Origin of the sequence: Acinetobacter sp. YH12241 (assembly GCF_013417535.1) — a bacterium.
Taxonomy (GTDB): Bacteria; Pseudomonadota; Gammaproteobacteria; order Pseudomonadales; family Moraxellaceae; genus Acinetobacter.
On the sequence record NZ_VPDQ01000006.1, the window covers coordinates 15,829 to 36,902 of the forward strand.

Here is a 21,074-nt window from a genome sequence, read left to right on the forward strand (position 1 = left end):
TTAAGGGAGTTTATATGACTCCTATTCATCAGAATGTTATCTTTAATATTGCCTCTAATGCCAGAAAATTGAGAAAAGTGAATTGATCTTTTTCATGGCACGATTCAAATGACATAGCCACAAACCTATCAAAAAATTGGAAATCATACCAAGATGTTGAAATCGAATTTTTATAAAAAATTGAAGCAGCTTTCGATCCTTGTCAGTGCATTCGGACTCAGTAGTTTAAGCCTGGCCAACGATTTTCAATATCATCCCTCTTATGCCAGTTTCAAGCAAAACACTATGCAGACCTATGGTCTAAGTGCCCAGCAAGTAGACAGTGCAATGACGGGAGCAAAAAATCTTCCAAATATTATCAATATCATGAATCGTCCAGGTGAAAGTAAGCCTTGGTATGCCTATAAGACCAATTTTCTGTCTGAAGGTACGATTCAACGTGGTGTACGTTTCAAGCAGCAATATGCTGCAACACTAAATCGCGCTGAGCAGCAGTTTGGTGTACCACAATCGATCATTTTGGGTATTTTGGGGGTAGAGACCGGTTTTGGCAGCAACAAGGGTTCATTTGTGACCCGTGATGCACTGGCAACTCTTGGCTTTGGTTATGAACGTCGTGCGCAATACTTCCAGGATGAACTGGCGGCATTGATCGCATGGTCATATAAAGATGGTGTGTCAGCATCCTCGATCGTGGGTTCTTATGCAGGTGCTGTGGGCTATCCGCAGTTTATGCCAAGTAATATTCCAAAGTATGGGGTCGACTATGATGGCAATGGCCATATCGATCTGCGCAATTCTGCGGTAGATGCGATTGGTTCAATTGCAAACTATCTGGCTCAAAATGGCTGGCAACGTGATCAGCCAATTGCCTTCCCTGCCCGTTATAGCGGTTCGAATCCTGATTCTGTCATCGCCAAAGATCTGACTCAGCCAACACCTTATGGAGTAATCAAAACCCAAGGAATCAGTCCGATGAATCCGATTGTTCGTATTGATGATCTTGATATGGTCAATGTCATTCAATTACAAGAAAATTACGGACCGATTTACTATATTACTTATCCGAATTTTCAAGTGATTACCACGTACAATCGTAGTCGTATGTATGCCACTGCATTGTGGCTTTTAGGTACAGAAATTACGAGCCGATAACAGTAAAAATTACTACATACTATTAAAGTCAAGATTTTTATTAAACAAAATGCCTAAATTTTAGGCATTTTTTACGCCTTGTTACAATATTGATTATTTTTTAATCACTCATTGTTTATTTTGCGTACTTTTTTTAACTATTTTAATTAAATACTAGACAGCCAGTTGCCAGCATGAATATTATCCAATTCGTTAAATGTAGTTGCATAAGTTAAATATCAGGCATGTTTATAGGGTTATCAGCTACTTAGGCCCAATCTAATGAAACATGCTGTTAGGAGTTGATTCAATGCATTCTTCTTTTCTGAAGTATTTTATGGCCATTGCCGCGACCGTTACCCTAACGCAATCGCAAGCAGATATGGTTCAGTCGTCATCATTCAATAATGATCATGACAATTCGCGTCTTGCAGCGCGTGTATTAAATAAAGAAGCTCAAAGCTTCAATTCAAATTTCACAAATTTGAACAGCCTTTCAATCACTGAGCGTTCTGGCGATAAAGTTCGTCGTCAAACCATTGCAGCAAAAATTGCAATTCCTGCAGAAGAGCCTTCAGTGATTGAGAAACTGAACAATGTTGCTTCAAACACAGTTCGTAAATTCAGTCAGACAGGTACAGCATCTTGGTATGGCCGTCAGTTCCATGGCCGTAAAACTGCCAGTGGTGAAACATTCGATATGAATGCAATGACTGCTGCACACCGTAGCCTGCCATTAAACTGCTTTATCCGCGTGACCAACAAAAACAATGGTAAGAGTGTGGTTGTGAAGGTGAATGACCGTGGTCCATTCCATGGCAATCGTGTTCTAGATTTATCTTACGGTGCTGCTAAACAGCTTGGTATTACCAATGCTGGTACTGCACATGTTAATATTGAGCGTGTAGATGGTCCAAACTCATAAGATTTGACCGCTCTACATTTAACTCAAAAGCCACAGTCATGTGGCTTTTTTATTTGGTGATGTAGAGCAAGAATTCGAACTACTTTTATCCTTAATACTGTCGATATTATTCCATTCAGATATAGGCCTCCTCTCCTTTACTCAACCACTATCGATTTCACTTTGACCATCCCCTCAAACTGTTTTATATTTTGAAAATAACAGTACGTTCATGGATGAGAGCGATAGAATGAAAACAATATCCGAATGGTTAGATGAATATAGTGAAAGTCATCAAAATAAAACCAACAAACTGATCCATTGGGTCTGCGTGCCTACCATCTATTTTTCCATTATTGGCATCATGGCGCACTTTAGCGCTTTACTGACTGCCCTGCTCCTGGTTCTGTCTTTTGTGTTTTATGCACGTTTAGATATCGTACTAGCTGTGGCAATGGCAGTACTAACGCTGATGATGGCCTGGTTCATCTGGGTTTTACCTGTAGGTATCGGCTTCTTTATGGCCCTGTTTGTTTTTGCCTGGATTGGGCAATTTTATGGACATAAAGTCGAAGGTAAAAAGCCTTCTTTCTTCAAAGACCTTCAATTCCTTCTCATTGGCCCGTTATGGTGCATGGATGCCTATTTAGGCAAAGTCCTACCTAAATGGAAATCTCGTCAATCTGAGGCAATACAGTGCGCTTAAAGCGTATGTAATATCATTACATTTATAAAACCAAGGAAAATTCCCTTATTGATAGGTTTTTCCTTGGTGTTTTAACCAACCACTGATGTGCTTATTGGATGGATCATGATGGGTCCAATGAATCACCCCGCCTTTTTCGCTATATTCATACTCACCAAAAAACTCAACCTGATCACCTTTTTGAATATTCTGGATGCGTGGTGCCAGATCAATATTGTGCGCAACCAATACAGTTTGACCAGTGGATAACTCCAGAATAAATTTCTGATGGCGGGAACCTTCATTATCATCTTTTAATAACGCTACCACCTTACCACTCGCCTGAACCTGAAGATCACTTTGTCTTTGCTGGTAAGCTTGCTTTATGCGCTGGGTATCATCAGAAACCTTATGCGTACTTTTTTGAACATGAGTCTGCTGTTGAATCGCAACTTCTGCTGAAGGTACAAAAGTATTGGCCTGTTGTTTAGATTCTGCTAAATCCAGACCTAAATAAGCAGCCACCAAAAGCGCAATGACAGCCCCGATCCCCATATCGGTTTTATTTGCCATTATTCCTCCTTGATCATTCTTTATTTAGTCATAAAAAAAGCCCCATTCGGGGCTTTTTTCTAATTCGTTACCGAATTATTTTGCAGCAGCCTGAGCAGCAGCAACTTCTTCAGCGAAAGAAAGCTCAGCTTTTTTCTCGATACCTTCACCCACTTCGAAACGAACGAAGTTAGCAACAGTAGTACCAGTCGCTTTAAGAACTTCAGCAACTTTCTTGTCGTTGTCGATTACGTATTGTTGACGCTCAAGAACAACTTCGTTCAGGTATTTCTCAACAGAACCTACAACCATTTTCTCAACGATGTTTGCTGGTTTGCCAGATTCAAGTGCTTTTGCTTCAGCGATTTCTTTTTCTTTCGCGATAAGGTCAGCAGGAACTTGTTCAGCGTTTACGGCAACCGGGTTGAATGCAGCAATGTGCATTGCCAAGCCTTTACCAGTTTCAGCATCACCTGAGTAAGATACAACAACACCGATACGAAGACCGTGTTTGTAAACAGCAAGGTTTTCACCTTCAACAATTTTCGCACGACGTACTTGAATGTTTTCACCGATTTTTTGAACTAGCGCAATACGAGCTTCTTCTACAGTAGCGCCATCTTCAAGTTTAAGTTCAGCGATTTTAGCAGCGTCAGTTTCGTTTGCAGCAAGTGCAGCAGCAGCAACTTTCGCAGAGAAACCAGCAAAGTTTTCGTCTTTAGCAACGAAGTCAGTTTGGCAGTTTACTTCTAGAAGGATTGCTTTGTTACCTTCTTGAGCAATTGTGATCGCGCCGTCAGCAGCAATGTTACCAGCTTTTTTAGCTGCTTTTGCTTGACCAGATTTACGAAGGTTGTCGATCGCTAATTCGATGTCACCACCAGCTTCTGTCAAAGCTTTTTTACATTCCATCATTGCTAGACCAGTACGATCACGCAGTTCTTTAACCATGCTTGCTGTAACTGCAGTCATGTTTATCTCCTAAATTCGGTAGAAAATGAATTCTTTTTAGAACAGAAACGGCCCAGAGGATTCTCATGGGCCGCCTGCATACATAACGCTTACTTTGCCACCATCACGTGTCGCAAAAATGACAAGCTAGCGTCTAACGCATTAAGCCTCAGAAGCAGGAGCTTCTTCTGCTTTAGCTTGTGCATTTGCTTGTGATTGAGCATATTCTTTACCAGCAAGAATCGCATCAGCCATAGCAGAAGCATAAAGTGTTACTGCACGGATCGCATCGTCGTTACCCGGAATAACGTAGTCTACGTTGTCTGGGTTAGAGTTAGTATCAACGATACCGATTACAGGAATACCAAGGTTTTTAGCTTCTTTAATTGCAATCGCTTCGTGATCAACGTCGATTACGAATAATGCGTCAGGTAAACCACCCATGTTTTTAACGCCGCCTAAAGCACGTTCAAGTTTTTCCATCTCACGGCTACGTTCTAAAGCTTCACGTTTAGTAAGTTTAGCGAAAGTACCGTCTTGAGATTGAGTTTGAAGGTCTTTTAAACGGTTGATAGATTGGCGAAGAGTTTTCCAGTTCGTCAACATACCACCTAACCAACGGTGATCTACGTATGGTTGACCAGCGCGTTGAGCTTGTTCACGGATGATTGCAGAAGCAGCACGTTTAGTACCAACGAACAAAACTTTGTTCTTTTTGCTAGCCAATTGGTTAGCGAAGTTCAAAGCATCATTTAACGCAGGAACAGTGTGCTCAAGGTTGATGATGTGAATTTTGTTACGCGCGCCAAAGATGTATTGACGCATTTTTGGGTTCCAGAAACGAGTTTGGTGACCAAAGTGCGCGCCAGCTTGTAGAAGGTCGCGCATGCTTACGTTGTAATCTGCCATTTTCTTTACCTTAAAGTTTGGGTTAGGCCTCCATATATCCGCATTCTCCACCCTTGCGGGCACCCAGAGTAATGTGACGATATATGTGCGGATTTTTAATACACCATTCAATCAGCCTCGCAAATATATTCACGAAAAAGCATTTGATAAAATGGGCGGCTATTTATACCATAGTCACATACAAATTTCCAAAAGTTTTTAGAGATCATGAACACTACTTATCAAGCTCCCCGTCGTTTAATCAAATCCGCTGAAGATATCGAAAAGATGCGTATCGCTGGACGACTGGCTGCAGAAGTGTTGGATATGATCAAACCGCATATCAAACCCGGCGTAACGACACTGGAATTGGATACGATTTGTCATGACTATATTGTAAATGTGCAGAATGCCATTCCTGCATGTTTAGGTTATGGTGCAGCGCCTGGCCGCCCTGCTTTCCAGCATACAATCTGTACATCTGTAAACCATGTGGTCTGTCACGGGATCCCATCTGAAAACAAGATCCTGAAAAAAGGCGATATTTTAAACATTGACGTCACTGTCATCAAAGATGGTTTCCATGGGGATACCAATATGATGTACATCGTGGGTGGTGAAACTTCAATCCTGGCAAACCGTCTGTGCAAAGTCGCTCAAGAAGCCATGTATCGTGGTATGGCTGTGGTGAAACCAGGTGCTACTATTGGTGACATTGGTCATGCGATTCAAAAATATGTTGAATCTGAACGCTTTAGCGTTGTCCGTGAATACTGTGGCCATGGCATCGGTACGACTTTCCATGATGAACCACAAGTTCTGCACTATGGTCAACCAGATACCGGTATGGTTCTTGAAGAAGGTATGACTTTTACGATTGAACCAATGGTGAATGCCGGTGTTTGGCAAACCAAACTGCTGGGTGATAAATGGACTGTGGTCACTAAAGACCATAAATTATCGGCTCAATATGAGCACACTCTTTTGGTAACAAAAAATGGCATTGAAGTGCTGACTGCCCGTCCTGAAGAAGATTTGTCACGTTTTAGTGCATAACAACAACACTTTCTCACATAAATGGCCACTTTAAAGTGGCCATTTTTAGTTTATATTTCCCCTATTATTCTCATCCTCAAAGCATATTCTTAGTTCATGTCTATCTAAACTACCTATCGATGTTCAAGATAAGGTTGCACTGATTCAGCATTTTTTTCGTATATTTTTCCAAATTCTTTTGCCCAATGTGCACCATTTTAGGCTAAGATAATGTGCTTTTTATTTTTTAATCCCTATAAGAAGGAATACTGCCGTGGACGTACGTCTCTCTGATCGTGTGAATGCCATCAAACCGTCCCCTACGCTTGCTGTGACAAATAAGGCTGCTGAACTGAAAGCTGCTGGTCACAACGTTATTGGTTTGGGCGCAGGTGAGCCAGATTTTGATACCCCTCAACACATCAAAGATGCAGCAATTGCAGCAATTAACAACGGTTTCACCAAATACACCGCTGTTGATGGTACGCCAGGTCTTAAAAAAGCAATTATTGCTAAATTAAAACGTGACAATAACCTTGACTATCAAGCAAACCAAATCCTGGTTTCTTGTGGTGGTAAACAGTCTTTCTTTAACTTGGCACTTGCTTTGTTAAACAAAGGTGATGAAGTGATCATCCCTGCTCCATTCTGGGTAAGCTATCCAGATATGGTGATCATTGCTGAAGGTACACCAGTAATCGTGAAATGTGGTGAAGAACAACGTTTTAAAATTACTCCTGAGCAATTAGAAGCTGCGATCACTGACAAAACTCGTCTAGTGGTATTAAACAGCCCTTCTAACCCGACTGGCATGATCTACACTAAAGCTGAATTAGAAGCTTTAGCTGCAGTACTGCGTAAATACCCAGAAGTATTCATCGCATCTGATGACATGTACGAACCAATCCGCTGGGAAGATGAATTCTACAACATCGCAACTGTTGCCCCAGACCTTTACGACCGCACTATCGTATTAAACGGTGTGTCTAAAGCATATGCAATGACAGGCTGGCGTATCGGCTATGCAGCGGGCCCTGCTAAACTGATCGGTGCGATGAAAAAAATCCAGTCTCAGTCAACTTCTAACCCAACTTCTATTTCACAAGTTGCTGCAGAAGCTGCATTGAATGGTCCTCAAGACGTTCTTGTACCAATGGTTGAAGCATTCAAACGTCGTCATGACCTGGTTGTGAATGGCTTGAATGACATTAAAGGTATTTCTTGCCTACCTGCTGATGGTGCATTCTATGCATACGCAAACATCAAACCATTGATTCGTGCGAAAGGCCTGAACTCTTGCACAGAATTCTCTGCTTGGTTACTGGAACAAACTGGTGTTGCAGTCGTTCCTGGTGATGCATTCGGTCTAGGTGGTTTCATGCGTATCTCTTACGCAACTGCTGACGAAGTATTAGTTGATGCGCTTGCACGTATCAAAAAAGCTGCTGATTCTATCGAAGGCGTTGATGAGGCGATTGCTTCTATCGAAGCTGAAAAAGCTGCGAAATAATCTAATTGATTAGATAAAAAAACCCGCGATCATCGCGGGTTTTTTTATGCAGTTTGTAGATGCTTACGGTATTTAAGTCCCAAGCAAAGCAAGCACATCAATGCGGCAAAGGTATAGGAAATAGCCAGCATCCACCAGAAACCACTTATTCCTGAGACTTCCAGATTGAGATTGAAGAGCAATACTGGATGATAAGCCAAATACCAGCCTCCGCCCAATCCACCTAATAGCAGTACTCCACTAAAGATAAACATGGGGAATATCACCACTTTCCAGCAGCGCAGCATATTGACGCTAACCACCAGAATCGCATCAAAAATATGCATCCAGCACAATAAGAACATCAATGCCAGACTCACCGCAAGCACATCCTTATTATCACTAAATAGCGTCACAATCGGTTTTTGAAAAATTGCGATCAAGATCGCCAAAACAACTGCGCTTGCGACCACCACACGTAACGCTTTAAAAGTTAAATCCCAGGCAGATTGCACTTGATTTGCACCAATCCTGGTAGAGACCAGAATGCTAAAAGCAGAGCTCATCGAAAATGGCACCATAAACAGCAGGCCAGCCAAACCCATCGCTACTTGATGCGCATTCACTATTATCTCCCCCAAAGGCAAGATCAATAATGCAATCGCACTAATTGTAAAGACATCAATAAATACGACAATTGCTGAGGGTAAGCCGATTCTTAAGATTTTTAGCAAAGTCTTAAAATGGAAGAATTGTCCGGACCAGTGCACACGCAACTGCTTTTCTAGAAATATTAGGTAATACACCACTAATAGTGCCCATTGAACAGTCAGATGAGCAATGAAAGCTCCCTTAACCCCATAGGCAGGTACATAACCCTGAATCCCAAAAATCAGGCAATAGGCCAAACTCACTTTGAATATCAGATAAAAAATATTGGCATAGAACACACGCTTCGCCTCACCACAAGCTTGCGTTAAAATATATAAAATACGTACTAACAAATGTGCTGGAAGCGTCCAAGCCAGTAACCATAAACAAGGTTGAATCAAAGCCTGTAATGCACTATCTGCTTTTAACAGATGTAGCAAAGGATCTGCATGAGTTAATAGCCATCCTGCAAATACAGACAGGACGATGACAATAAGGATGCTCTGTTTCAGAATTTTTTGAATATTATCAAAAGCACGTCGCCCATATGCTTCAGCAAGTTCCTGCATCATACCCTGCAAAATCCCCGTTCCCGAAACAAATAATAAAGAATAAATAGATAAACACACAGCCATAGCAGCCATATGTTGCGGTGAGTAATGAGACAGGAAAATCATGTCAAATATTCCGACCAACATTATGATGCTATTACTCAAAAAAATCGGTACCCAAAGATGCAAAAACTGTTTCATTGCAAAATCACTCTATTCTTAATTCTTTTCTCGGGTTTTATTTTTAAACTGAATTATTTAAAACTGAGATATACAGTGGAAATCACATACAATCCTTGTGCCATAAATCTTTATATTTATTGATTTTTATAGAAAAGTTTAGTTTCTATCTTTAGTTCGCTTATAGAAAATAATAATTTATTGAGCTCAGAAACTATGAGTTTTTTTCGTTCCAATTTAACAATTTAATCAAAAGAAAGAATGATCATGACATGAAAAGCAGGATGCTATTTGAAATACGAACCTGCTAATCAGTATTTTTATTTAATGATATATATGCACTTATATAGTGTTCTTAATTTTAAAAAGATTATTTTCATCAGATAAAATCACCAGACTTGCTCTTCCTTTATCTAATGATATTCATTTCAGGAGTTAGGTTGCTGGAACATAGCAATTACCTCAGCTTCTGTCATTTTTTTGGTTTGATTGTTAAATGAATAAAATGCTGGCTGATGATCTATATAAATTTCTAAATTGAAATCCAGATCCTCTGGCAGTTGCTCCAAAGTAAATACATTAATATTGGCAAAGGAATGATCTTTGGTCCGCCAGAAAATAAAAGTACCACAGGCATTGCAAAAACCACGCTCTGCCCATTCAGAAGTACTTGCAACAGATAAATGCTGCTGATCAATAAAGTGAATATTTTCTATATCAATCGACATGAGAGGCCACTTGTCTGGCGGCGGCACATGGAACAATGACAGGCAGCAACTTCATGATTTCTGAGCTGAACTTCAAATCGAGTCGCTCCGCATAAACATCTCGCTTTCATGATTATTCTTCCTCGGTATTATTATTTTTAATCATTTTACCGGATTCATCATAAGTAAAAGGCTTTGTACATTTCCTCATACAATTTTTTATTGCTGATCGAAGCACCATCTGCCTAAACTTGTCATTCAAATCCAGTATTTAAAATAATAAGGACAAGCTATGGATCTCAAGAATCTTTCAGGTTTGCAGATTATGCAAGAGATGCTTAAGGGCAACCTGCCTATGCCTTCTATGGCAACCACTATTCCCATGTCTGCAAGCGAAGTTGAACCGGGACATGTGACCTTTCTTGTAAAAGCTGATGAACGCCATCTGAATCCTATGGGAGGTGTGCATGGCGGTTTTGCTGCAACCGTTTTAGATACAGTAACAGGCTGCGCGATTCATACTTTACTTGAAGCAGGTGTCGGTTATGGCACAATTGATTTGAATGTAAAAATGTGTTGTCCAATTCCTCACAACCAAGAACTAAAAGCAATCGGAAAATCAATTAATCTCAGTAAAAATCTAGGTATTTCTGAAGGTCAAATTCTGGATGACGAAGGTCGCATTTATGCCCATGCCACAGCAACCTGCATGATTTTTCGCAATTCTGACCATTAAGGTGTTTAAGACTTAAAGTACGCCCCATTTCCCTTGCAGTGCTTTTACCAGTTTCGGTTGGGTCAAAGCCCGATATTCGAAATAGTGCTTGGAAACATTCGCCACACTCAATTCCCGAGTTTCTTTAGCAGAAGCCTGCCATACTTTAGACTGGTTTGATCCGGTCAGAAGATTACCAGCAAGCGCATAGATATAATGATCTTTTTGCTGTGCTTCAGGTGTGTTCAGAAAGATCTCAAAACTAAATTGGCGTTCTTGTTCGACCAGCCACTTTTCTGCAAACCATAATTGCAGCAAGTCACCCAGATACAATTGTTTGGTCGCTAAGGGCCATAAACGGATTTCTGCACCAGCCACAGGGGTAAAGTATTGAGCTGAATCTTGAATAATATCGAGATAATGATCTTGATAAAAAGACAGTTGAGAGAAGATTTGAGGGATAGTGAGCGTATTCATTCGCTTTCTCCGGTTTAGCCATTTTTGTGCTGGCAAGTAGGTTTAAATCCACACTGTTTGACCATTTGGTCAAACGACTTTATGTTTTCAATCTAGCAAGTGAAATTTGTTCTGACAAGCATTTTTTAAGAATTTAATGCAATCGTTTAAATTAAAATCAGATAAGTACAATTTGTAATAAATATGACAGTTTTTTGCTTGACCCTTTGCAAAATCTCTCTATAATCGCATTCAGATTCTCCCATAGCTCAGTCGGTAGAGCGACGGACTGTTAATCCGCAGGTCCCTGGTTCGAGCCCAGGTGGGAGAGCCAAATTCAAGAAAGCCCAAGCATTTAAGACTTGGGCTTTTTTATTGCCTGAAATTTCATTTATAAAATGATTCGATTCTTCTTTTCTCTTATATATTCTTACTCTGCCCTTTTATTTACCTAGTTAGATTGGCTTATATTCTCGTTTAATCAAATGTGCTGTTATAAGCCGTTATTCTAAAATTGACTACAGCTTTTGCTATCTTGCACTTCAAGTTTTTCCTTCTAATCAAATTATAAAATGCTTAGGCTATTTTAAATCCTTTCAATAGATAAATAAGCTAGGTAAAAACTCTTATATTTATAAAAAAATCCCCCGATTTGGAGGATCTTTTTTGATGTCTTAATTAAGTAGCTTTTTAAGCTGCTTTTGCAGGTACACCACTGTGGAAACGGAACATTTCATCTGGACTGAGAATCAGATTCTTTTCTACTTCACGGATATGCTCAATTCGGCTTTGAATATCTTCTTGTGGATTTTTCAGTTTAGCGGTTTTTGCCACATCTAAAGCTAAGGCCAAGTAATCCTCAAAATGGCGAGATTCAGATTTGAGCAAGTAACGGTAATAGCGCCCTAACTCGTCATCCACCAGCGGCGCAAGCGCATAGAAACGCTCACAAGAACGCGCTTCTACAAAAGCACCAATCACCAGCACATCAATTAATGCTTCTGGTTCATAGGTCCGGATTTCCTTACGCAAACCACCCGCATAACGCCCTGCACTGAGTCCAATCCATTGCTGGCCACGCTTATTCATGAATTCCAGCACCTGTTCATAGTGCAGCATTTCTTCACGGACCAGTTGCGCCAGTTTCACCTGTAAATCTACGAAGAAGCTATAGCGAAACATCAGGTTCATTGCTGTACTGGCTGCTTTTTTCTCACAGTTGGCATGATCCTGCATCAGAATTTCCAGATTCTGTAATGCCTCATCAAGCCAGGCTTTTGGTGTTTCACAACCTAAGAAGCCAATGACAGGCTTCATCAGTTCATCATAATCAATATTTGACATATATCTTTTGCAATCTTAACGCGCAGCTTTAATTGCAGCCTTCATTTGTTGTACAGCTTGCGCCAGACCAACAAAAACTGCATCTGCAATAATCGAGTGACCAATATTTAATTCATGAATTTGAGGAATCGCAGCAATTGGAGTGACATTATCCAGGTTCAGACCGTGACCTGCATTGACCACCAGACCTTTAGAAGCCGCATACTCTGCCCCTTTGATAATGCGATCCAGCTCAACTTGCTGTGCTTCTGGCGTGTCAGCATCGGCATAAGCACCTGTATGAAGCTCAATTGTAGGTGCGCCACAAGCGACTGCCGCATCAATCTGGGCAATGTCTGCATCAATAAATAGCGACACGTCACAGCCAATCGCAGACAGTTCCTGGGTGGCTTTTTTCACATCTTCAAAATGACCAACGACATCCAGACCACCTTCAGTCGTCACTTCCTGACGCTTTTCTGGTACAAAGCAGACATGCTGCGGCTGGATTTCTTTAGCAATCGCCACCATTTCATCAGTTACGGCCATTTCCAGGTTCATATGGGTAGTTAATACCGGACGCATACGACGTACATCTTCATCCTGAATATGTCGACGGTCTTCGCGCAAATGCAGGGTAATTCCCTCTGCACCGGCCTGCTCACAGATCAATGCAGCATTGACTGGGTCTGGGTACGTCGTACCACGTGCTTGTCTTAAAGTTGCGACATGGTCAATATTGACACCAAGTAATGCAGCCATACTATTTTCCTAACTACGATTGAGATTGAGAATTTTGGATCCACAATTGTCGACTTTTCAGTGGTCGGTCACCGAGCAAAGCAGTGATCACCTGTCGATATAGCTTCGTCAGTAATTGTAACTGTTCTGGATTAAAATCCCTACCATTTTCATAGTGCTGCATTGTTAAAATCTGCTGGCCCGACATGGTTGAACGTAAGGCTTTAGCCGAAGGCATAAAACCTTCATTCAACTGAAAATAGTAATGTTGCACGGGATTGATTTGTGCCTGATTAGCATCGACTGAAAAATCCAGTTCATAGCCCAGTTCTTCTAATAAGATATGTTCAAACTGACGCAGAACCTGTTTTAAATAAGTATTGGGATTTTCCTGATCGGAGAGTTTTTGCAAAGCATTCAACGTTTCGCCATATTTGGCAAAGGTCAGCGGCATTTGCACTTCAAGCGGACATAAACGCAACAGGATTTCATTCAGATAAAAGCCAGAAAAGAAGGCATCACCGAAAAAAAAGATCGGCTGATTAACAATTTCTAATTTGGTGAAGTTTTTCAGTTCAGATTTGCCCGAGGCCAGCAAGCTAATGGGTTGATATTGGGGTGGAGGATTTTGTCTCAGTATCCCGTCGATACGGCCATATTCCTGGGTAAATAAATGCACAATATGACTGCGATCGCGGTATTTACGATGATGAATCAGATATCCATGCAGCACTTCATTACGCATAGGCTGCTTCTTTAATCTTTTTTCTTTTTTGATTTTTTCTCATCTTCTTCGTCATCCCCATCAGGAATGGCGGCACCCACAACAGCCGCGGTCCCTTTGACCGCGTACTTTGTGGTTTTATAGGCAACTTTGGCAGGAACGGTCACTACTTTATGAATACAGCCTTGCAAGAATAAAACACATGCAACAACTGCCAGAAATTTCATCATGATCCGTTCCTATCCAATTTAAATGTCGCTATAACCTAGACTTTTCAATGCCCGCTCATCATCAGACCAGCCGCCTTTGACTTTCACCCAAAGCGTTAGCATGATTTTCTGCTCGAACATTTTTTCCATGTCGACACGAGCATCCATACCGATTTTTTTCAGCTTGGAGCCTTTTTCACCAATCACAATGGCTTTCTGGCCAGCACGATCAACGAAAATAGTCGCATCAATATAAGTACATGCCGGCTTCATACGACCTGTTTTTTCGTTCAGGGTCGGCTCTTCAGTTTTGAAAGATTCGATCTGAACAGTTAAATCGTATGGCAGTTCTTCACCTAACTGACGCATGATCTTTTCACGGATAATTTCAGAGGCCAGGAAACGCTCTGAACGATCGGTAAGCTGATCCAGTGAATATAGCGGCGGCTGGAATGGCAGATACTTGGCAATCGTATCGCGTAAGTGTTCGAGGTTGGCACCACGAAGTGCAGACACCGGTACGATTTCAGCAAAGTTCATCAGTTTGGCACGTTCACGAATCAGCGGTAAGGCCTCATTCTTGTTCTCGAACGTGTCCAGCTTGTTGATCACCAGAATGACTGGCATATCCGCATTTTTTAATTTCTCCAGAACAAGCTCATCGTTCTGGGTCCATTTCTGTGCATCAACAACAAACAGCACCAAGTTCACGTCACGCAATGCAGAGTGCGCAGCTCGGTTCATCATTTTATTGATGGCACGCACTTCTTTTTTATGCATCCCCGGTGTATCAACAAATACCGCCTGAGACTTTTCACGTGAATCAATCCCTACGATTTTATGACGTGTGGTTTGTGGTTTACGTGAAGTAATTGAAAGTTTCTGGCCCAGTAAGTGGTTCATCAAGGTTGATTTACCCACGTTTGGACGTCCGACAATCGCCACGAAACCGCTACGATAATCAGAAGGAATTTCAGTACCCTGTGCACTGAAAAATTGACTAATCAAGTCATTGCTGTCGCTTTGCGACTCGTGATCAGCATCAATGTGATCGGAATGAGTAGTCATTAAGACTTATGCTCCAAATGTTTTAAAATATCTGCCGCAACCGCCTGTTCAGCGAATCGTCGGCTTGAACCTTCACCGGCCATGACCGGCAAGCCTTCTACCTGGCATTCCACTTTGAAATGCTGGTTCGGGGCATCACCCTGAATATCTACAACCTCGTAAACTGGGAGAGGTTTTTTACGTGCTTGTAAATATTCCTGTAGGCGTGATTTAGGGTCTTTCAGCTGGTCAGTTGGCTCTATATTGTCTAAATACGGCTCGTACCATTTTAGCACAATTGCCTGTAATACAGTGAGATCACCGCAATCCACATAGATCGCACCAATGATGGCTTCGACCGTATCCGCAAGTATAGACTCACGATGATGACCACCCGATTTCAGCTCACCCGTACTGAGAATCAGGTTCTGACTCAATTTTAGATCATTGGCAATTTTCCCTAGCGCTTCCTGTCGGACAAGAGTCGCACGCATACGCGTCAGACGGCCCTCATTTTCCTGCGGGTAAGCAGTAAAGAGATAATTGGCTATGATCATTCCTAAAAGAGAATCGCCTAGAAATTCTAGGCGTTCATAGTTGTGTTTATGACTGACTGAACGATGGGTCAATGCCAGTTTTAACAGATCAGCTTGTTTAAACTGATAGCCGATCCGTTTGGCAAGACGCTCATCATTTAGTTTTGACTGTGCTTTGATCAAAATCTTTCTCAAACTTCATCACTAAATCGATATTCATTATAAAATTCTTGCGAATTTCATAATTCTTGTGCACCTGTAAACCATCTGTGTTGGTTACCTTGGCAATTTCATCAAACTTCAGATCGCGAATATTGTTCATTTCTAAACGCTGAGCCATCTGTTGACGAAATTTTTCTGGCGCAATATTTGCCGGAGAACTCTTTAAAAGTTCCTCAATCTGATTGTCCACCATACGATCATCAAAGTATGGCCCCCAAACTGCAATCGCCACTTTGGCAAGAAAAGCAAACCCCACGATTGCAAATAAAATTCCAATATACGAAGCACCTTGTTGATGTTTCATTTTTTATTTTCCTGACTGAAATAATTAATCGATTATTCCGTTTCGACTAAACGATGGCAGTTTAAAGCCAGGTTCTTTATGCATCCAGATATAGAATGCGCGACCTGTTAAGTTTTCTTCCGGAACAAAGCCCCAGAAACGACTGTCAGCACTTTGATCGCGATTATCCCCCATCGCAAAGTAATGACCTTCTGGAACTTTCACTTCCCAATATAAACCATTTTCAGTTGAAAACTTACCATTTTCTATATAGTTAAGGAATGGAGCCTGACGAGCTACATTGACTCCTTCCAGCTCACGCATAGTGAAAGTATGTTCGCCAATGGTTTCTTTATGATAAATCGAATTTGGCGTATCCAGGCGATCTTTTTCACGACTGAATTCTACTGGAACTTTTGCTACTTTCTCACCATTAATGGTTAACTGACCATGATCATAAACAATATGATCACCTGGCAAACCAATTACACGTTTAATATAGCTAATCGTTGGTTGTGGCGGATAACGGAAGACCACGACATCGCCACGTTCCGGACTACCTGTATCCAGAATTTTTGTATTTACAATCGGTAATTTCACACCATAGTCAAATTTATTGACCAGGATAAAATCACCGGTTTCCAGTGTTGGAACCATAGAATCTGATGGAATATTGAAAGGTTCGTACAGGAAAGAACGCAATACTAAAACGACGGCCAAAACCGGCCAGAAATCATAAGCCCAGGTAATAATGAAGTTTTCATTGCCCTTGCCTTTGGTCTGTCGTTGTTTCAGAACAAATTTATCCAGCAACCAGACCGCGACGAAAAATAAGGTCGCAGGAACAAGAATCAAATTAAAATCAAAATCCATGGGCTTATTATCCTTATAGTATTAGCGTTCGACTTTCAGTACAGCTAAGAACGCTTCTTGTGGAATTTCAACACTACCCACCTGTTTCATACGTTTCTTACCTTCTTTCTGTTTTGCAAGAAGTTTTTTCTTACGTGATACGTCACCACCATAACATTTTGCCAATACGTTTTTACGCATTGCTTTTACAGTAGAACGGGCAATAATTTGCGCCCCAATAGCCGCCTGAATTGCCACATCAAACATCTGACGAGGAATCAGGTCTTTCATTTTTTCAACCAGTGCAATTCCACGGTGACGTGCATCCTGGCGATGGCAAATCATTGCTAAAGCATCGACTTTTTCACCATTGATCAGGACATCCACTTTCACCAGTGATGAACTTTCAAAACGCACAAAGTTATAGTCAAGGGAGGCAAAACCACGTGAACAAGATTTCAATTTATCAAAGAAATCCATCACCACTTCGGCCATTGGAATTTCAAAAGTAACGGATACCTGATTCGCCATGAATTTCATATCTTTTTGTACGCCACGGCGTTCAATACATAGGGTCATGACATTACCCAGGTATTCCTGTGGCACGAGGATATGACATTCTGCAATTGGTTCACGCAGGTCTTCAACAGTTGAACCATCTGGCATTTTTGAAGGGCTGTCGATGTAAATGGTATTGCCATTTTTCATCACTGCTTCATAAATTACCGTTGGTGCTGAAGAAATCAGATCCAGATCGTATTCACGTTCTAGACGCTCCTGTACGATCTCCATGTGCAACATACCTAAGAAGCCACAGCGGAAACCGAAGCCTAGAGCATCAGAACTTTCTGGTTCGAAGAACAGCGCAGAGTCATTGATTTGCAGTTTATGTAATGCTTCACGGAAAGGTTCAAAATCACTGGAATCGATTGGGAACAGGCCTGCATATACCTGTGGTTTTACTTTTTTGAAACCAGGTAGTGTTGGAACTTCTGGAGTAGTTGCCAGTGTAATGGTATCACCCACTGGTGCGCCAAAAATGTCTTTAATACCGGCAATCACGAAACCAACTTCACCCGCTTCAAGGATATCGGTTTCAGTATGCTTCGGATTGAAAATACCGACTGAAGTGATGATATGTGTCTGACCAGTCGATTTCACCAGCATCTTGTCGCCCTTGCGAACACGACCCTGTTTCACACGAACCAGAGATACTACGCCCAGGTAGTTATCGAACCATGAGTCAATAATCAACGCTTGCAGCGGTGCATCGCGTTCACCTGTTGGTGCAGGAATGACATTCACCAGCGTTTCAAGCACACCTTCAATACCTAGGCCAGTTTTTGCTGAACAGGTCGGTGCTTCAGTCGCTTCAATCCCGATAATATCTTCAATTTCCTGAATTACACGTTCGGGTTCAGCTTGTGGCAAGTCAATTTTGTTCAGTACTGGTAAAACTTCCAGACCCTGCTCAATGGCGGTATAGCAGTTTGCAACAGACTGCGCTTCTACACCTTGTGCTGCATCTACCACCAGTAGTGCACCTTCACAGGCCGCCAAAGAACGTGAAACTTCATAAGAGAAATCCACGTGTCCCGGGGTATCAATGAAGTTTAACTGATACTCTTGGCCATTTGGATGGGTATAGTACAAGGTGACCGAAGCCGCTTTGATGGTAATCCCACGTTCGCGTTCAAGTTCCATAGAATCAAGAACTTGAGCCTGCATTTCACGATCCTGCAAACCACCACAAGTTTGAATAAAACGATCTGCCAGAGTCGATTTACCGTGGTCAATATGCGCAATAATCGAGAAGTTACGAATGTTTTTAATATCAACAGATTTTTTAGCTTGCGCCATGGGCTACCTTGAGAAAAAAACGCGTCATGCAATTTAAAAAGTCATTGCATAACAAAAGCCGAATAGAAATTGCCGAGGATTATAGCAGAATGGAGATACAGAAAAAGAATTATCTTTCTTCTCTCTCGCCTATCTTAAATACGTAACTGCTTTATGTTTTATTTTCTTTTCCTCAGCTTTTTTTCAAGAAAACAGCTTGTTAAATGGGTTGCCTCCTATTTGGTAGCTACTCTCTATTCAATCTCGATATCATCACCTTATTAGATTGATTCTTCTCTTATCGCCTTTGCTTCTTCACTCAAATATAAAGTAGAAAAATCATAAGGGTTAATACTGTCTGAGAGAGGCTGATAAGCTTGGGTAAAACTTGGCGACATACGCTTCGGTCGACCCGACGCAATTTCGATACAGGCCCACTGCGTGCTACCGGTAAATAGGACATTCTGATCCTGCGGACGATAAAATGCATACTGTCTGAATGAATACAAGGCATTTAGATCACTTAACCAAGTTCGTAGAATCAGCTCATCCCCTTCAAATGCCGCCTTGCGATACTGGACATGATGTTCAACTGCAACCATGGCATGTTTAAGTTGCAGATACTCATTTAAACCGAGTCCTAATTGCTCGATATGCGCCGAGGCCACATCCTGCATCCACTGCACATAAACTACGTTATTCACATGTCCTAGACGATCAATATGTTCAGGTTGTACCTTCAAAACTTGGTCAAAAATACCGGTCACTTTTCTCTAATCCTTTATCGCAATTTTTTCTATATACAGAGTCTACAGAAATTATGCCTCGGGTAAATTGCGAAAAATAAAAAACCGCCTATACAAGCGGTCTTTTATTATTGAAGATTCATTTATTTTATGAAATGCGCATCCCGACAATGGCACGTTGACCCTGACGAATCAGACCGACACGGGCAACACTACCTTTTTTCAAATCTGCCACAGCTTCCACAAACTGGTTACTGTTCAAGATTGCTTTACCATTGATTTGAGTCACGACATCATTGGGCATAATCCGTGCCTGAGCTGCGATCCCATCTCTACGAACATCCTGAATGACTACACCACCCTTAATCTCTAAACGCTCTTTTTCAGCCGGGCTTAATTCCCGAATAGTAACGCCTAATACCGGACCTTTATTTGGCTGAGCCTGGTTACCTGCTTTGGCTGGCGTTTCATCTGGTGCAGTCGTGAGTGTTGCATTGATACTACGACGTTTATCATCACGTAATACTTCTAACTGGATCTGCTGTTTAGGCGCAGAACGGTTCAAATAGTTCAGCAACTGGCTAGTGCGTGAAATATCAGTACCATTGTATTTTAAAATCACATCACCGGCTTGCAGACCCGCTTTAGCCGCTGGCGAGTTTGGTGCCACCTGGGTAATTAAAGAACCTTCTGGCTTAGATAATTTATAAGATTCAGCCAAAGTACGGTCGATATCTTGCAGGCTTACACCCAGATAAGAACGGGTCACCTTACCATCACGTTTCAGCTGGTCAGCGACTTCCATAGCGACATCAATGGGAATCGAAAATGACAGGCCCATATAACCGCCAGTACCACTGAAGATTCGTGAGTTCACCCCAACCACTTCACCGCGCTGGTTAAATAGCGGTCCACCCGAGTTACCTGGATTCAGGGCCACATCAGTCTGAATAAATGGGACTGCGGTTTCGCCCATCATATTACGCATCTTGGCACTGACAATCCCGGCAGAAGCGGAGTAGTCAAAACCAAAAGGTGAACCGATTGCTAGTACAGGCTCACCTACACGTAATTTATCGACATCACCAGTACGCAGTTCCGGGAAACCTGAACCATTGACTTTCAACAAAGCGACGTCGGTACGCTCGTCGCTTCCCACGACTGTCGCATCAATTTCCCGACGATCATTCAAGGTAATTGTCACTTTAGACGCATCTTCAACTACGTGGTGGTTGGTCAGCAGATAGCCATCCTTACTAATGAAGAAGGCACTCCCATATCCGGTTTTTTCCTGCGGTACACGTGGCTGCGGAATAATCACCTGATTACCAAAGAAACGGCGTAAAATTTCAGGAACCTGTTGTTGCAAGAGCTCTTCTTCGCTCATTTTCTTGACAACACTCACACTGACAACTGCCGGACTGACCTGATCAACCAGGTTAGAAAAATCGACGGGTGTTACTGCCTGTAACTGAGCAGCACTCATGGTAACAGTCGCTGCAAATAATCCTTTTTTTAAATCCAGAATTTTCATATAAATTATTCACCCAAATTGTTGATAAATTTATGTAAATAGGTTTTATCACAAACTTCATATATTTTAAGTAACAATATGTTCGAAAGCTTGAATGTTGGCAACCTTTAATTTTTCTAA

General features: G+C 41.6%; 22 protein-coding genes, 1 tRNA gene and 1 pseudogene. 7 read left to right on the plus strand and 17 right to left on the minus strand.

The annotated features are described in order from the left end of the window. Positions 1-153 precede the first annotated feature (153 nt). The 3 genes from mltB (at position 154) to FTV18_RS05125 (ending at position 2,744) form a co-directional block, all read left to right on the plus strand. Positions 154-1,155 carry a lytic murein transglycosylase B gene (gene mltB / locus FTV18_RS05115; protein WP_159124080.1) on the plus strand — a complete coding sequence of 334 codons (1,002 nt, stop codon included), beginning with the start codon at positions 154-156 and terminating at the stop codon, positions 1,153-1,155. 289 nt (positions 1,156-1,444) lie between these two features. Further along, positions 1,445-2,059: a septal ring lytic transglycosylase RlpA family protein gene (locus FTV18_RS05120; protein ID WP_004784482.1), complete on the plus strand. Its 615-nt coding sequence runs from the start codon at positions 1,445-1,447 to the stop codon at positions 2,057-2,059. A 229-nt stretch (positions 2,060-2,288) separates the two neighbouring features. Continuing rightward, positions 2,289-2,744: a DUF962 domain-containing protein gene (locus FTV18_RS05125; protein WP_180016928.1), complete on the plus strand. Its 456-nt coding sequence runs from the start codon at positions 2,289-2,291 to the stop codon at positions 2,742-2,744. A gap of 45 nt (positions 2,745-2,789) precedes the next feature. Here the strand turns inward: FTV18_RS05125 and FTV18_RS05130 are convergent, their stop codons facing one another. The 3 genes from FTV18_RS05130 to rpsB all read right to left on the minus strand — a co-directional run bounded on the left by FTV18_RS05130 (position 2,790) and on the right by rpsB (position 5,135). After that, a complete protein-coding gene (locus FTV18_RS05130) occupies positions 2,790-3,296 on the minus strand; it encodes a DUF3465 domain-containing protein (protein ID WP_180016930.1) in 507 nt (168 codons plus the stop codon). Positions 3,297-3,371: 75 nt separating this feature from the next. Next, complete coding sequence (tsf, locus tag FTV18_RS05135) at positions 3,372-4,247, minus strand: translation elongation factor Ts (protein ID WP_004784491.1); 876 nt, start codon at positions 4,245-4,247, stop codon at positions 3,372-3,374. 141 nt (positions 4,248-4,388) lie between these two features. Then, a complete protein-coding gene (rpsB, locus tag FTV18_RS05140; protein WP_004784492.1) occupies positions 4,389-5,135 on the minus strand; it encodes a 30S ribosomal protein S2 in 747 nt (248 codons plus the stop codon). A 207-nt stretch (positions 5,136-5,342) separates the two neighbouring features. Here rpsB and map point away from each other — a divergent pair, with 207 nt between their 5' ends. Further along, positions 5,343-6,170, plus strand: a complete 828-nt coding sequence (gene map / locus FTV18_RS05145) for a type I methionyl aminopeptidase (protein ID WP_004784494.1) — start codon at positions 5,343-5,345, stop codon at positions 6,168-6,170. A 253-nt stretch (positions 6,171-6,423) separates the two neighbouring features. Beyond that, on the plus strand, positions 6,424-7,659 hold the full coding sequence (locus FTV18_RS05150; RefSeq protein ID WP_159124078.1) for a pyridoxal phosphate-dependent aminotransferase: 1,236 nt from the start codon (positions 6,424-6,426) through the stop codon (positions 7,657-7,659). A gap of 44 nt (positions 7,660-7,703) precedes the next feature. On the opposite strand, the gene FTV18_RS05155 is transcribed toward FTV18_RS05150, so the two are convergent. Next, complete coding sequence (locus FTV18_RS05155; protein ID WP_373686945.1) at positions 7,704-8,966, minus strand: MATE family efflux transporter; 1,263 nt, start codon at positions 8,964-8,966, stop codon at positions 7,704-7,706. Between the two features lie 482 nt (positions 8,967-9,448). Then, positions 9,449-9,858: pseudogene (locus FTV18_RS05160) on the minus strand (GFA family protein). A 161-nt stretch (positions 9,859-10,019) separates the two neighbouring features. Between FTV18_RS05160 and FTV18_RS05165 the strand changes: the two are divergent. Next, entirely contained in the window at positions 10,020-10,463 is a 444-nt protein-coding gene (locus tag FTV18_RS05165) for a PaaI family thioesterase (protein ID WP_180016934.1), read from the plus strand. A gap of 12 nt (positions 10,464-10,475) precedes the next feature. Here the strand turns inward: FTV18_RS05165 and FTV18_RS05170 are convergent, their stop codons facing one another. Then, a complete protein-coding gene (locus FTV18_RS05170; protein ID WP_180016936.1) occupies positions 10,476-10,919 on the minus strand; it encodes a hypothetical protein in 444 nt (147 codons plus the stop codon). A gap of 237 nt (positions 10,920-11,156) precedes the next feature. Between FTV18_RS05170 and FTV18_RS05175 the strand changes: the two genes are divergently transcribed. Continuing rightward, positions 11,157-11,232: transfer RNA gene (locus FTV18_RS05175), tRNA-Asn, on the plus strand. A gap of 356 nt (positions 11,233-11,588) precedes the next feature. Here FTV18_RS05175 and FTV18_RS05180 read toward each other — a convergent pair. From FTV18_RS05180 to FTV18_RS05230, 11 genes are all read right to left on the minus strand, one after another. Continuing rightward, complete coding sequence (locus FTV18_RS05180) at positions 11,589-12,242, minus strand: tRNA-(ms[2]io[6]A)-hydroxylase (protein ID WP_179992703.1); 654 nt, start codon at positions 12,240-12,242, stop codon at positions 11,589-11,591. Between the two features lie 15 nt (positions 12,243-12,257). Continuing rightward, the gene (gene pdxJ, locus FTV18_RS05185) at positions 12,258-12,983 is read right to left on the minus strand and encodes a pyridoxine 5'-phosphate synthase (protein WP_034171229.1); all 726 of its coding nucleotides are present in this window, start codon (positions 12,981-12,983) and stop codon (positions 12,258-12,260) included. Between the two features lie 13 nt (positions 12,984-12,996). Beyond that, complete coding sequence (locus FTV18_RS05190) at positions 12,997-13,707, minus strand: DNA repair protein RecO (protein WP_034171228.1); 711 nt, start codon at positions 13,705-13,707, stop codon at positions 12,997-12,999. A gap of 11 nt (positions 13,708-13,718) precedes the next feature. Further along, positions 13,719-13,916: an NF038104 family lipoprotein gene (locus FTV18_RS05195; protein WP_180016938.1), complete on the minus strand. Its 198-nt coding sequence runs from the start codon at positions 13,914-13,916 to the stop codon at positions 13,719-13,721. Between the two features lie 18 nt (positions 13,917-13,934). Then, a complete protein-coding gene (gene era / locus FTV18_RS05200; protein WP_004784513.1) occupies positions 13,935-14,963 on the minus strand; it encodes a GTPase Era in 1,029 nt (342 codons plus the stop codon). After that, the gene (gene rnc, locus FTV18_RS05205) at positions 14,963-15,661 is read right to left on the minus strand and encodes a ribonuclease III (RefSeq protein ID WP_004784515.1); all 699 of its coding nucleotides are present in this window, start codon (positions 15,659-15,661) and stop codon (positions 14,963-14,965) included. The genes era and rnc overlap by 1 nt, the downstream gene beginning before the upstream one ends. Further along, a complete protein-coding gene (locus FTV18_RS05210; RefSeq protein ID WP_180016940.1) occupies positions 15,633-16,004 on the minus strand; it encodes a DUF4845 domain-containing protein in 372 nt (123 codons plus the stop codon). The genes rnc and FTV18_RS05210 overlap by 29 nt, the downstream gene beginning before the upstream one ends. A 24-nt stretch (positions 16,005-16,028) precedes the next feature. After that, positions 16,029-16,856 (minus strand): signal peptidase I, encoded by an 828-nt coding sequence (gene lepB / locus FTV18_RS05215; protein ID WP_159124070.1) that lies wholly within the window; start codon positions 16,854-16,856, stop codon positions 16,029-16,031. 21 nt (positions 16,857-16,877) lie between these two features. Continuing rightward, on the minus strand, positions 16,878-18,695 hold the full coding sequence (gene lepA / locus FTV18_RS05220; protein ID WP_004784519.1) for a translation elongation factor 4: 1,818 nt from the start codon (positions 18,693-18,695) through the stop codon (positions 16,878-16,880). A 260-nt stretch (positions 18,696-18,955) separates the two neighbouring features. Then, positions 18,956-19,441, minus strand: coding sequence for a thioesterase family protein (locus tag FTV18_RS05225; protein ID WP_166138319.1), 486 nt, complete (start codon positions 19,439-19,441; stop codon positions 18,956-18,958). A 127-nt stretch (positions 19,442-19,568) separates the two neighbouring features. Next, complete coding sequence (locus tag FTV18_RS05230) at positions 19,569-20,954, minus strand: Do family serine endopeptidase (protein WP_125279350.1); 1,386 nt, start codon at positions 20,952-20,954, stop codon at positions 19,569-19,571. Between the last annotated feature and the right edge of the window lie 120 nt (positions 20,955-21,074).